Origin of the sequence: Synechococcus sp. O70.2 (assembly GCF_047462135.1) — a bacterium.
Taxonomy (GTDB): Bacteria; Cyanobacteriota; Cyanobacteriia; order Thermostichales; family Thermostichaceae; genus Thermostichus.
This window is the reverse complement of sequence record NZ_JANSIS010000005.1, coordinates 23,087-36,081: the sequence shown is the minus strand read 5'-3', so window position 1 is coordinate 36,081 and position 12,995 is coordinate 23,087. Positions and strand designations below refer to the sequence as shown.

The window sequence follows — 12,995 nt, the reverse complement described above, 5'->3', positions numbered from 1 at the left end:
CTGCGATGGAGCAACCGCTGCTGAGTGTCATTGGGGGCGGAGCTATGGGATCTGCCCTGCTGCGCCGTTGGGTGGCGGCAGGGGTTTATTCTCCAAAGCAGATGGCGCTGCGGGAGGTCGATAAGGACAGGGCCACCGCTCTCCAGCAAGAGCTTGGCATTCGTCTATTGGCCGATCCCTCGGAGGCGGGGGAGGCCGAGATTTTATTTTTGGCCGTCAAGCCCCAGGTCTTTCCGCAGGTAGTGGCAGAGATAGGGCAGCCGGCGGCCACAGAGTTGATCATTTCTATCATGGCCGGGATCCCTTTGCAGCAGTTGCAGCAGGCTTTTCCCCGGCAAAAGGTGGTGCGCACCATGCCCAACACACCGGCACTGGTGGGGGCAGGGATCACGGCTATCTGCTACGGGCCAGGGGTGACGCCTCAGCAAAGGGATCTGGTGGAACGGTTGTTTCGGGCTGTAGGCCAGGTGGTGACGGTGCCGGAGAGCCAGATGGATGCGGTAACCGCCCTGTCAGGATCGGGGCCAGGGTATTTGGCAGTGATCCTGGAAGCGCTCATCGACGGCGGCGTAGGAGTGGGCCTACCGCGCCCCATCGCCACCCAACTGGCGGTGCAGACCCTGGCAGGCACTGCTGCCCTCCTGCAGCAGGAGCAGCTGCACCCCGCCCTGCTCAAAGACCAGGTCACTAGCCCCGGCGGCACCACCATTGCCGGCCTCCAAGTCCTGGAACAGGCAGGGGTGCGAGGGGCCCTAATGCAGGCGGTGCGGGCGGCCTACGAGCGCTCCCGTCAGCTCCAGGGATCCTAGCGCCTGCCACAGCGGGCGAGTCATCCAGCTCCACCCCACCCTGAGCTGGTGCTCTAGAGTGGGCAGGCGGAAGAGGTAGGCAACTCGCCGCGCTAGGTAGCCCAGGGGGCCGGTTAGGGTAAGGCCGCCCAAGGCCGAGACTACTGCCGTATCCGCCCCTAGGCTGAGCATCTCCCCCAGCGAAAAGTAGCGAAACGGCAGCAGCGGCCGCTCCTGGGTGAGCAGAGCCCACAGGTTCCAAGCGCAGTAGCCCGCTTCTTGGAAAGCTGCCTGTGCAGTTGCAGGTACGGGCTGTCCTGTGGCATCCACCACCGCTGCTCCGTCGCCCAGGGCAAATACTTCGGGAAAGGTGGGCGTTTGGAGAGTGGGCAGAACCTGCAAGCGGCCCCGATCGTTCTTGGGCAAATCCAAGTTAGCAATGGCCGCCGCTGGTTGGGTGCCGACTGTCCAAAGCACAGCATCGACCAAGTCAACAGCCATCTCCTGAGTTGCCAGGCGCTGCCGCTGCAGACGAAAGGGAGGAGCGCCGTTTTCTCCCGTAGCCTCGATCCCAAGTACCTTGGTCTGCAGCTCCACCTGCACCCGCCGTTGGGCCAGCGCCGCCTGGGCTGCCTTCCGGCTTGAGGGAGCAAAACCCGGCAAAATCTGGGATCCCACCTCAATAAGACGGATCTGGCCGCGCGATCCCAGCCGGTCAGCCAATTTGCAGGCTAGCTCTACGCCGCTGGCCCCCGCCCCCACAATAGCTAGGTAAATGGCCTGAGCCGGATCCCGCGCTTCTAGGGTCTGCAAGTGGGCCCGCAGCCGTTGGGCATCGGCTAGGGTGCGGAAGGGAAAGGCAAACTCCGCTGCTCCCGGCACGCCCTGCAGAGGAGTTTCCCCTCCCAGCGCCAGCACCAGGGCGTCGTACTCCAAGGTCTGCCCCTCTGCCAGGAAGACGCAGCGGTCTTGGAGGTCAACCGACTGCACCGCGCCGCGGCGAAACGCTACCCCTTCCGGCAGCAGATCCTGGAAACGGGGGGCCACCTCCCACTCTTCCATCTCGCCGGTGAGCAGCTCGTAGAGCAAAGGAGCAAAAACAAAGCGCTCCTGACGATCCACCAGGGTAATCTGCGGCGGCTCCGGCCAAGGCCGGCGGATGAGCTCCAGGGCTGTATACAGCCCGCCAAAGCCGCCCCCAAGGATGCAAATGCGACGCATGCTTCGAGGGTTGAAGGTAACATCAGCTTAACAAACCGACCGGGATCCAGCCTCAGGGCTCTGCGTTGTGCAGGGGAACAGCCGCTTTTGGCGGAAAGACCGTTGCCGCATTGACTCTGCAGGGTAGGATGCTGTCCAAAAAGCCAAGGATTCCCCAAACCAGGCCGACGCTGGCCACCCAAAAGAGCCACAGCCCACCCGCCCAAGGAGGTGGCAGATCCAGAGCCACTCCCCCAATGAGCGGCCCAACGGCAAAGCCTGCTGCCCAGCAGAGGGAGTTGATCGATAGATAAACCCCCCGCAGATGCTCTGGGGCCAAATCTGCCACCAGCGCCGAAGCTGAGGGGTTGTAGCTCGCCAAGGCCAAGGAGAGCACCGCCAAGGCCAAGGCCGCCATCCCTATAGCCGGCATCGCTCCCAACTGTGCTGCTGGGCCGCTGAGCCAAACCAACCCAAATCCCAGGCCCCACATCAGGGCGGATCCCTGTAAACCCTGGATGCGGGTGAGGCGGTTCAGCCAGCGGGCCACTGGTATCTGCAGCAGGGCAACGATGGCTCCGTGCAGAGCAAACAACGGGCCAATCTGCACCTCAGGGATCCCAGCTCCCTTGCGCAAGTAAAGGGGCAAGCTGCTGCTGAGTTGGGCAATGTAGGTGGTGAAGAAAATGTTGGCCAGGGCAAACACCCATAGGGGGCGATCCCGCAGGGCAACTTTCCAGCCTGCCAACAGAGGCTCTGCCGCCGGCTGAGCTACTCGAGTTTCCTGAACGCAAAGCCAGAGTAGGGCTAGAAAGGCCAAGTACGTGAGGCCGTCGATAACAAACAGGAGGCGGTAGTTCTTCGTCAGAGCTACCAGGACGCTGGCCATGGCGGCGCCAAGGCTCAGGCCCAAGTTATCCCCCAGGCGGTTTAGGGCATAGGCTTCGTTGCGCTGCTCGCGCGTGGTTAGATCCGCTACCACTGCCTCCACCGGCGGCCAATAGAGGCCCTGCCCGAACCCTGCCGCCAGGTTGGCCAGGGCAAAGCTCCAGAAGCCATGGGAAAGGGCAAAGCCAAAGGAGCCCAGAGCGGAAATGGCCAGCGAGAGGATCAAAGTGGAGCGGCGGCCCCAAGCTCCGTCTGCCATGGATCCCCCGAGAAGGCGGCCAAGCACGCCAGCAAAGGCCATCATGCCCAGACCCAAACCTACCTGAGTGGCCGTCAGCCCTACCTGATTGACGAAAAAGAGGGTAGTGTAGAACAGAGTAAAGCCGGTTCCGGTTTGGGAAATCAGCCGACCGATAAAGATCAGCCAGACCTGAAAACCGAGCTGTGGCCACCAGTAAGGGATCCGCATAGGGGAGGCAACGGGAGACAGGTTACCTAGCCTAGGGGATCCCAGTCGCTGACGCCAGAATCCAGTGCAGCAGGCAGGAGCAGCCGCGCCAGCCGGCACAGCCGGTAGTCGAGCTGAGCCAGGTTATTTTCCATTGCCTTCATCACCACCAAACACCTGCTTTCCCAAACTGGCTGGCAGCCCTCTCTCGACCTAAACCCCGCCGGCTCGCCTTTTCTTTTGGTCGGCCCACCCCTCGGCACCGAGACAGACCTTGGGGGCCAGGGCTTGGAGGGCTGGCTGCAACAAACTGTAGCAAAAATTAAACAAGCATTGAGAACCAAGACCCACCGGCCAGCAAGGCGGCTTGCCAACCCCTAGCATCCGTGGGCCAGCAGGAGAGGATCCAACTGGCTGTTACCTGACGGCCACCGGCGACTTGGCTGCCACAGCGCGCTCTTCCTCTTCTTCCTCAGGAGGAACAGCCACAAACTCGATGTGGTTGAGCAATGTTGTCACGAAGGCAAAGAGCAGAAAAGGCAGGGAGATGACCAAGATCAACGCGATGGTGAGGAAGGCGTAGAGAGGGCTATTCATCAGAGAGAGGGCGGCGCCCAGGCCAGCAAAAATCACGATTAGCCAAACAATGATCTGGCCGTAGATATCCCCGAAGGAGAGGGTACAGATAAAGCGGTAGCGGGTGTGGGTGTTCATGGCCATTTCTCGGGATAGCCTGGCTGGCTTGATCCTGACCGGGAACCAAGCCTTAGCCTCACGGGTGGATATGAGTATCTTGAGATTTTAGACGAGAGAAGGGGAGACGCCTCTCTTTCCTAAGAAATGTCTCAAGAATCGGCTGAGCAAGCCGGATCCTCCGTCTTCCCGAAGACAGGATGCTATTGTCGAGATCGCAGACTCTTTCTGGTAGGCAGCAGCCATGTGTATTTGTATTCACTGCTACTACGTGGACCGTTGCACCACCTATCACGCCGTGGAAGCGCAGCACCAACAGCCCCACCTCACCCTGACGCCAGATTTTGAGCCGCAAGGGCCCCAGATCAACGTCAACATCCGCAACGGCGGCACTGAGATGGAATGGGATGTGGTGGCCTGCCAGAGCTTTCGTGAGGAGCGGAACAAGTGGGCAAGGCTCCGCCCCCACGAGGTCGTTCCCACTTAAAATCTAGAGATGGCCTAGATGCCAAAAGGGTTCTCCGCGCCTGGGGGCTTGAGACTTAGGTCTGCTGCAGGCAAAAGCCTTAGTTCGTTTATTTCGAGAGATTGGGAAGACTACGATGCTAACCGCAAGCCCGACAGCACCACCAACGGATGCTCGTCAACGGGTAGGCCAGTTTATGCGGCATCTCCAGGACGAGATCTGTGCTCGTCTGGAAGCGCTGGATGGCAAAGCCAAGTTTCGGGAAGACAGCTGGGAACGCCCTGGAGGGGGAGGCGGTCGCTCGCGGGTCATCCAGCAAGGAGGCGTGTTCGAGCAAGGAGGGGTCAATTTTTCCGAGGTATTTGGCTCCCAGCTGCCCCCTTCGATTTTGAAACATCGCCCCGAGGCAGCGGGGCATCCCTTTTACGCCACCGGTACCTCCATGGTGTTGCATCCCCGCAACCCCTATGTGCCGACGGTTCACCTCAACTACCGCTATTTCGAGGCGGGGCCGGTTTGGTGGTTTGGCGGCGGCATGGATCTCACCCCCTACTACTTGTTTGAGGAGGATGCGGCTCATTTTCACCGCACCGCCAAAGCGGCCTGCGACCGTCTGGATCCGGTCTACTACCCAACTTTCAAGATCTGGTGCGACCGCTACTTCTTCTTGCCCCATCGGGGCGAGGCCCGCGGCGTTGGCGGCATTTTCTTTGACTATCAAGACGACCGGCCCGGGCTGCTCTACCGCCCTGAGGGTGAGGCAGAGGCGGATCCCGAACAGCTTGTGGCTGAGCCGCTGCCACTCCAGGCGCGGGTGGGATCCCGCAGTTGGGAGCATCTCTTTGAGCTGGTGCAAGCCTGTGCCGAGGCGTTCTTGCCTGCCTATGTGCCGATTGTGGAGCGGCGGCAGGGGATGGAATGGGGGGAACGGGAGCGACAGTTCCAACTCTACCGGCGCGGGCGCTATGTGGAGTTTAACCTCGTCTACGACCGGGGCACGGTCTTTGGTCTCCAGACCCAAGGTCGTACCGAGTCGATCCTGATGTCGTTGCCGCCATTGGTGCGCTGGGAATACGGCTACGAGCCGCCGCCCGATAGCTGGGAAGCCCAGCTCTACGAAGTGCTGCGCCAGCCTCGGGATTGGGCCTAGGCGGTATTGGTCTCAATTTTTGAGGATCGCGTTGTCTTCCCCTCTGCCCCTTGTCTACCGCTTTCAACCGCCCCGCCAGGCCGGGCCGGGATCTGCTCCTGTGTTGGTGATGCTGCACGGGATCGGCAGCCATGAGGGGGATCTCCTCCAGTTGGCCCCTTACTTGGATCCCCGCCTAGCGGTGATTAGCCTAAGGGCGCCGCTTCCCTGGGGGGCGGGTGGCTTTGCCTGGTTTGAAATGGCCTGGACGCCGGAAGGGCTGGTGGGGGATCCCGAGCAAGCCCGCCGCAGCCGGGAGCTTGTCAGCCACTTTCTGGAGCAGGTTCTGCCCCAGGGGATGGCCGACATTTCTCTGGATCCGGCCCAGGTCTATTTGCTGGGGTTTAGCCAGGGGGCGATCATGAGCCTATATCTGGCTCTAACCCGGCCGGAGAAGCTGGCTGGCGTAGTGGCCATAAGCGGTCGCCTTTCACCGGAGATCCTAGCCGAGGCGGTGGAGCCAGCCCGGATGCAACACTTGAGCGTCCTCGTGGTTCACGGCACCGCCGATACCGTTTTGCCTGTGGCTTTTGGCCGCCAGATCCGCGACTACTTTGCCTTGCTGCCCCTGAGCTTGACCTATCGGGAGTACGAAATGGGCCACGAGGTTTCCCCAGAAAGTTTGCGGGATATCCAAGGGTGGTTGCAAAGTCAGCTGGACAAAAACGGTGGCCCTCCTTGGAGTTGAACCCTGGGCAAGGGCTGGGAGCCGTTGGGATCCCCTACAATAGCGGCAAAGTTTTTGCCCCCTGAGGGTCTCAGTGAACGGCGGCCAGCCTCCCTACGACATCCTCATCCTCTCCAACGGCCCCGGCGAGCTGCTCACCTGGGTGCGGCCAGTTGTCCTAGAGTTGCGCCAGCAACTGCCCCAGGCGCGTCTTTCCCTGGTGCTCTCTCCTTGTCCGCACGCTTCTGGGCAAGAGGTGAAGATAGCAGAGGAATTTATCCAGGTCGATCGGGTTCAGGATCCCGATTTTTTTCTAGCTTTTTTGCTCACGGGTCAGACCGAAGAAGCCTGGGACTGGGCCAAGCGGGGGGTGGTGCTGTTTCTAGGAGGGGATCAGTTTTTTGCGCTCTGGATTGCCCGCCGTCTGCGCTACCGTCTGGTGGTGTATGCGGAGCGTCGGCCTCGCTGGCGACCCTGGGTAGACGTTTTTGCGGTGCGGACGGAGGAGATCAAACGCCGCTACGACGGGGGACGCCTCTTGGGCCACCGCTGGGCTGCCAAGATGCAGGTGGTCGGGGATCTGATGGCCGATGGAGTGGCCAGTGCTGTCTCCTTGCCGGGGATCCCTCTTCCCGGCTGGCTCAGCAGCCGCTTTCTCCCCCCGCCGGCTTCTAGCGCTGCTCCTGAAGCGACGGCAGGCTTTTCCACCCTCCTCCAGCCCCTCCCCGATCCCATCGAGGAGCCGGAATCGGGGCAAACGGCACCGGAAAGGGTGGAACCCCCCTCTGCCGACGAAGCCTTGCTGCCGCGGGGCTGGCAACGTCTTGGCGACCGCAACCGCACCCACTACCAGGTGGGGCTGCTCCCCGGCTCCAAGCCGGCCAAGCTCTCCCTGGGAGTGCCGCTGGTGCTGGCGGTGGCCGATGAGCTGCGCCAGTTGTTGCCCAACGTCCGCTTCGTGATCCCAGTGGCTCCTGGCCAGACCCCTCAGTCGCTGGCGGCTTACGCCCATCCCAGGCTCAACCCCGATATGGCCGTCATCTACGGCACCTCCGCCACCCTGGAGCAAACCAACCTGGGATCCCACTTCGTCACTCCCTTTGGCACCACGGTACAGCTGTGGACCCGTTTCCCCGCCTATTCTGTGCTAGCCAATTGCGACCTCTGCCTGACTACAGTTGGAGCCAACACCGCTGAGCTGGCCTATCTGGGGGTGCCCATGGTGGTGGCGATCCCCACCAACAAGCTGGAGGCGATGCGCGCCTGGGACGGGATCCCTGGCCTGTTGGCCCGCTTGCCTGGCCTGGGCACTTGGATAGCCCGCCTCATCAACACAATTGCCCTGCGGTGGTTGGGTTACCTGGCTTGGCCAAATATCTGGGCAGGACGGGAGGTGGTGCCGGAGCTGCGAGGCCATTTGCGACCAGCCCAGGTAGCCGAACAGGTGCGGGCCCTGTTGGCCGATCCCGAACGACGCCAGCAGATGCAAAGGGAATTGCAACAGCTGGGGGGCAGACCGGGTGCGGCCCAGGCCATCGTGCAACTCGTGGCCCAGCAGTTGAGCAAAAGCTAAATGAGGCGACCGAGGCGCTCCCGCAGCTCGGCAGCGGCCTGCTCTAGATGCTCGGGAGTATAGCCGGTGGTCTCTACCCGAACGGCAAGATGGGTGTCCTGGCTCTCGTGCAGATGGATCCACAGAATGTGGCGGCCATCTTCAGTTTTGCGGTTGGCGGCTTTGACGCCGTTTTTGGGGGCAGCGTAGGCGTTTGGGTCGCAGCGAACCAAATCCACCCAGGGAAGGTCGCGCAGGAGCTTTTCCACCTTGACCCAACTGCGAGGACGGTGGTGGCTACTCTCGCTTCGCAATTGGATGACCTCGGCGCGATTGCGGCCAGAATCTGGCAAGCTCGCCCGCGGGATCCGAGGCTGGACTTGCGGTTGCAGATAGGGCAGATACACCAAAGACTTGTATTGCTCGTGGATGTAGCAGACCGGGATCCCCAGTTGGCTGCCCACCACGGCCATAACCATGGCCTGGGCTTTGAACCCCCCAGTGGCGGCGAAGGTGACGAGCCCTTTAGCGCTCTCCGCCAACTGTTTCAGCAGCTCGGCCATCCGTTCCAAGGAGGATTCCTCCAGCTCGTAGTTGATGCCGGGGAGGGGCACCAGGGAAACCCCTTGTTGGCCCAGGGCTTCCTCAAAAAAGAGCTTCAAAATCTGGGCGCACTCTTGGCCTTCGGGAGTTTCTGAGTAAAGCAAAATCAAGGCATCCTGGGGGGTGGGGTCCAGCCGGTAGTAGGTGTTGGTTTCGGCGCTGATCAGCTCCAGGTCTGTCTTTCTCATCCAGGCTAAGGCCCGCTCTGGATCCCCAATGGTTTTTTGCCCTAGCCACGGCCGCGGCGGCTGTAGGTTTTTGTCCGGGTTGGTGAGCAAAGAGGTGCCCACGGTCATGATGATGGTCTGCATGGGTTCCCCGCAAATTTGAACCGGCGGACTTATAGGGTAGCGAAGCCCAAAGCTATGGCTCTCAGCGCCGGCGGGAGTAGGGACGGGGATAGGGCTGGCGCATTTGCCGAGCCAGGTACACCTGAAAGGTCTGCGCCACTGCACCCGCTCGCCGCAGAGGGATCTCGGCCACCGGTTCAATGTGTTCAAAATAGTTGCCGTAGGTGGCTGGGATCCCTGCTTTTGGCTGGAACAGCGTGGAGGTGACTAGCAGTCCGTCTTTTCCCAGCCAGTCTTCCGGCTGAGACCAAAAGGCAAAGCCCCGCGGATCTTCATCTAGGCAGGTGAGGGGCTTCTCCGTCAGCGGTGCCAAGGCCATGCCGATCTGCCCGCTCAGGAAGTAGGTATTGGTGAAGATGAAGTCTACTGCCTCCAGGGCCTGAGTCAGGCGGGGATCCGTCTGAAACTGGCGGCGTAACTGCTCAATTTCAATGAGCTGGGTGGAGGGATCCCGTTCCACTGGCCACAGGCCCAAGCCGCCGGGCGCCTGCAGCAACCCGTAGCGCACATGGGCTAGCCCCACCCCCACCAACAGGCCCACCGCCACCGCCGTCCCCGCCAAGAGCCGCTTTGCTCCTGGCCATCCTTCCCAGCGGGATCCTAAAAGCAGGCTCAGCACCCAAAACCCCGGCATCGGCCAGGTGGGGAGGATGGGCCGGTAGCCCCCCATCAAGGTAAAAGCCAGCACTAGCGGCAGCCCACAGGTCAGGATTAAAAGATGCCTCAGCTCCTGATCCGCGAGGCGTCTTCTCTGGAAGAGAGCTAGCCCCAGCCGCCCGCCCTCTGCCAAGCTCAGCCCCAGCAGAGGGATCCCCAAGGTTGGGAAAAGATAAAAAACTTCCTGCAGCACCGTCAGAGCCAGATCCTGCAGGCGGTAGCCTGTCTCCGGCACCGCTCGCCCCCCTTGGAAGCGAAAGGAGATCCAATCCTGCTGGGCGTTCCAGAGCAACACTGGGCTAAAGACTGCCAAGAACCCCAGCGCCGCCAAAAGCGCCCAGCCGGATCTAAAGGCACAGCGGTGGGCCGGGCTGAGCAGGCAAAAGAGCACCAGGCCAAACCCCAACGCCAGGCCGTGGTATTTGCCCAGAGAGGCCAGCCCCACCAACAGCCCAATCAGCGCCAGGCGCGGCCCTGGACGGTAGCGAGCCGACCCGTAGACCCCCGGTTTGGGAGCTGGAAAAAACTCCTGGGCAGCCACCCACAGCGTTGCCGCCGTAAACAACGTCAGCGGGCTATCCGGCAGGGTTAGCACCCCAAACCCAATCCAGAAAATGGGCGCGATGCTAATGGTTGCCAGGCTAATCAGCCCCGCCTGCACTGAAAAGAGCCGTGCTCCAGTGAGGTAAAGCAACAGCGAAGAGCCGCTGTAGGCCAATAGGGATCCCAGTCGGATGGAAAAAGCCGACACCTGCCCTGTCAAAACAGGCCCCAAACCCGTCGTCCAGGCCACCAGCGGCGGATGGTCAAAATAGCTCCAGTCCGGATGGCGGGTATAGAGGTAGTAGTAGGCTTCGTCAAAGCCTGGCGGCAACAGAGCTGCGACCAGACAGCGCAGAAGCAGGCTCAACCCCAGAATCCACAGAACAGCCCGCGGCAGCACAGGGGATCGCTTTGAGCGCGTGGGCAGATGCCATTATCTCAGCTTTGGCAAATCTTGCCTCCCCCACCTTCCCCAAAAACCAAGGGGGGTCTAGTCTAGGCCTAAGGCGTTGTCTCCGGCAGCCTTACTGGACACCTCAAAAGCTGGCCCAATTGTTCTGCTTCCGCCCTTGCCTTGCTATCGTCAGTACCAAAACTCAGGTACAACAAAGGTTCTCCTGATTGCAACTGCACCTCCACCGAAAAAAGGTATCGCCATCAGAGTCTGTTGTGCTCTGAACCACAACTTGCTGCACGTCTCTGAAGGAGTAAGTTTTCCTCCTCCTTATCCCAAAGGGAGTGAGGTACTCCTCCAAGATCTGGTCTAGGGAGCGGTCAAAGGTCAGCCGGCATCTCGGTAGCGCAACTGTTCGCAATAGACCTAACAGAAATAACATTCCTGGGAGAAAAAGCACAATCAGAAGTACAGACAAACTTCCTAAGTCGAGAGTATTGCCGTCCACCAATAGCTGACTCTCTGCACTCACCTGAAACGATTGGATCTTTGTTGCCAATTGTCGAGCTTTGCTCTCGCTGGCAGTTGACCAGGCTTCCTTTTCTCCTGCAGAAGTTATGAGAGTGACGTAGTAATAGGTTCTCTTGTCTCCCTCAAAGTCTATTTGAACTTCAGTTTTGGTTCTGGCCCCTCTTACGTTATAATAAGACCTGACCCATTTTGGTAAGAGTAGTGGCTGGAAGACCACTTCGCAGTTGACCATATCCTATCAAGGCGATAGCAAGTGAAGCTGCGATCTACCAGAAAACGCCAAGTCAGGGAACAAAGACACAGCACCAAAAAGAGAGCAAAGATAGCACTAACCGACAAAACTCCAAGCCCCCTTAGATAAACACGCTTGCTGGGGGTCTGCTCCACACACCTCATCCCCATAGGCTTACCTCCGTCGGGATCCCCAGGCTTTGCCCTCATTATTGCTTGCTGCCGTGATACCTGACCGTTTTCCACAATTTTTGAGAGCGGAGTTTGGTTTTTTATGCCCAAATTAGACTGAGATCCAGGACAAAGCCAGGGAGGAGAGGATCCCCCTGCAGGTAAGCTGGGCGCTCCAGGACTTGTAATGGCTGGCTAGGACGATAGACACGGGTCAATTAGCCAGCCCAGTTAGTGCAGCTTGACTTGCAAAGCAACTAGAGAGGGAGCGCAACTCCAAAACAAAGCTTCCTAAGCGCCCCCAGCAGCATCCAGCAAGAGGTGAAGGAGTCGAAGACCAGCGATTTTCCTTTTCAGCTTTTGGGGATCAGCCGCTTCGGACAGGCGGCGCGGATATGGGACTTGCTCAGGTCAGGCATGAGGGCCAAGGCTCGTTCGGCATCAATTTGTGCTTCGCACACTGCCTCCAGCACCTGCTCTGCCAGCAGGGAAAGGGGCATGTCAGCAGTCTCCTCTGGATTGGTTTTTTCAGAGATTTGCCGAACTCCCTGGGGCGGAGGGGGTAAGGTCGGCTCTGCTCGGGGAGGCAAGGTAGTGGAGGTGCCCACTGACAGTGGGGTTTCAGCAAAGGTTGCGCCAATCCTCCCCAGCAGTAGGGATCCCAGCAGCAACACCAGCCCAGCCATCCCCTGTGCTGGCCAACGCCTTGGTCTCTGGGCAAGGCTGCGGCTGACCACCTCCCTGTCCAACCACCTACCAAGCCCCTGGCCGCTCATTTCACCCCTCCAAGACCACCTTCTTCCTCAAGCCTCAGGATATCCAACAGACTCAGAATTTGCAGTAGGCTAGGCCTTGGTCAACCTTTCCCGCTATGGCACGTCTATCCCAAGAGCTAGCCCGCTTAGCCGGCCTTGCCAACAGCTCGGAGCAGCCCGAGGGATCCCCACCAGAGGCGATCCGCATTGAAGAGATTCTCAAACTGGCGCGCGAGCGCAGCTTTGGCTTGTTTTTGGCAGTGCTATCTTTTCCCTCGGCTTTGCCTCTGCCCGCTCCTGGCTATTCCACTCCCTTTGGCGTAGTTATTCTGCTGCTGGCCCTACAAATGCTGGCAGGGCGAGCCACTCCCTGGCTGCCGCCATGGGTGCTGCAGACATCCATTGAACGGAAGCAATTTCAAAAATGGGTGCAGGCCGGGATCCCTTGGCTGCTGCGCCTTGAACAAGTTGCCCGCCCCCGCTGGAACCTCGTCTGCACCAGTCGCCTGGGCCAGGTCTGGCTAGGCACCTGGATGGGTTTGATGGGCATTTCCATGATCATTCCCGTGCCCGGCACCAACACCCTGCCGGCAATGGGGGTCTTCGTCACCGCCTTCGGCCTCCTGGAAGAAGATGGGATCCTCTGCAGCTTGGGATCCCTGATCTGTGTGGCAGCGGGGCTGCTGACCACTTCCATTTTGGTAGGCCTGGGGCTAGGGGGAACGACCTTGTTGGATTGGCTGCGAAGATAGCGCCCTACCAGCTTCTCTCCCAGAGGGAATTGGGGATCCCAGCTTCACTGACAAATTGTACCGCCTACACCTTGCTGCAATCTAGAGCTCCGCGCCGCTAGCGGGAGATCCTGGCTG

General features: G+C 60.3%; 12 protein-coding genes. 6 read left to right on the top strand and 6 right to left on the bottom strand.

The genetic code is table 11. From position 1 onward, the window contains the following. The first annotated feature begins 5 nt into the window (after positions 1–5). Positions 6–809, top strand: coding sequence for a pyrroline-5-carboxylate reductase (gene proC / locus NW812_RS06790; RefSeq protein ID WP_414395210.1), 804 nt, complete (start codon positions 6–8; stop codon positions 807–809). Here proC and NW812_RS06785 read toward each other — a convergent pair. The 3 genes from NW812_RS06785 to NW812_RS06775 all read right to left on the bottom strand — a co-directional run bounded on the left by NW812_RS06785 (position 753) and on the right by NW812_RS06775 (position 4,038). Continuing rightward, complete coding sequence (locus tag NW812_RS06785) at positions 753–2,009, bottom strand: NAD(P)/FAD-dependent oxidoreductase (protein ID WP_414395208.1); 1,257 nt, start codon at positions 2,007–2,009, stop codon at positions 753–755. The genes proC and NW812_RS06785 overlap by 57 nt on opposite strands. A gap of 52 nt (positions 2,010–2,061) precedes the next feature. Beyond that, complete coding sequence (locus NW812_RS06780) at positions 2,062–3,345, bottom strand: MDR family MFS transporter (RefSeq protein ID WP_414395206.1); 1,284 nt, start codon at positions 3,343–3,345, stop codon at positions 2,062–2,064. A gap of 396 nt (positions 3,346–3,741) precedes the next feature. Next, entirely contained in the window at positions 3,742–4,038 is a 297-nt protein-coding gene (locus tag NW812_RS06775; protein ID WP_414395562.1) for a hypothetical protein, read from the bottom strand. Positions 4,039–4,261: 223 nt separating this feature from the next. Here NW812_RS06775 and NW812_RS06770 point away from each other — a divergent pair, with 223 nt between their 5' ends. From NW812_RS06770 to NW812_RS06755, 4 genes are all read left to right on the top strand, one after another. After that, entirely contained in the window at positions 4,262–4,504 is a 243-nt protein-coding gene (locus NW812_RS06770; protein ID WP_414395204.1) for a Ycf34 family protein, read from the top strand. Positions 4,505–4,619: 115 nt separating this feature from the next. Beyond that, entirely contained in the window at positions 4,620–5,633 is a 1,014-nt protein-coding gene (gene hemF, locus NW812_RS06765) for an oxygen-dependent coproporphyrinogen oxidase (protein ID WP_414395202.1), read from the top strand. 31 nt (positions 5,634–5,664) lie between these two features. Continuing rightward, positions 5,665–6,360, top strand: coding sequence for an alpha/beta hydrolase (locus tag NW812_RS06760; protein ID WP_414395200.1), 696 nt, complete (start codon positions 5,665–5,667; stop codon positions 6,358–6,360). 73 nt (positions 6,361–6,433) lie between these two features. Continuing rightward, entirely contained in the window at positions 6,434–7,912 is a 1,479-nt protein-coding gene (locus NW812_RS06755; RefSeq protein WP_414395199.1) for a hypothetical protein, read from the top strand. On the opposite strand, the gene NW812_RS06750 is transcribed toward NW812_RS06755, so the two are convergent. The 3 genes from NW812_RS06750 to NW812_RS06740 all read right to left on the bottom strand — a co-directional run bounded on the left by NW812_RS06750 (position 7,909) and on the right by NW812_RS06740 (position 12,057). Continuing rightward, positions 7,909–8,805: a putative CRISPR-associated protein gene (locus tag NW812_RS06750; protein ID WP_414395198.1), complete on the bottom strand. Its 897-nt coding sequence runs from the start codon at positions 8,803–8,805 to the stop codon at positions 7,909–7,911. The two genes, NW812_RS06755 and NW812_RS06750, sit on opposite strands and share 4 nt — an antisense overlap. 61 nt (positions 8,806–8,866) lie before the next feature. Beyond that, complete coding sequence (locus tag NW812_RS06745) at positions 8,867–10,411, bottom strand: ArnT family glycosyltransferase (RefSeq protein WP_414395197.1); 1,545 nt, start codon at positions 10,409–10,411, stop codon at positions 8,867–8,869. Between the two features lie 1,313 nt (positions 10,412–11,724). After that, positions 11,725–12,057: a hypothetical protein gene (locus NW812_RS06740; RefSeq protein ID WP_414395195.1), complete on the bottom strand. Its 333-nt coding sequence runs from the start codon at positions 12,055–12,057 to the stop codon at positions 11,725–11,727. A 185-nt stretch (positions 12,058–12,242) separates the two neighbouring features. Here NW812_RS06740 and NW812_RS06735 point away from each other — a divergent pair, with 185 nt between their 5' ends. Further along, the gene (locus NW812_RS06735; protein ID WP_414395194.1) at positions 12,243–12,878 is read left to right on the top strand and encodes an exopolysaccharide biosynthesis protein; all 636 of its coding nucleotides are present in this window, start codon (positions 12,243–12,245) and stop codon (positions 12,876–12,878) included. The last annotated feature ends 117 nt before the right edge of the window (positions 12,879–12,995 follow it).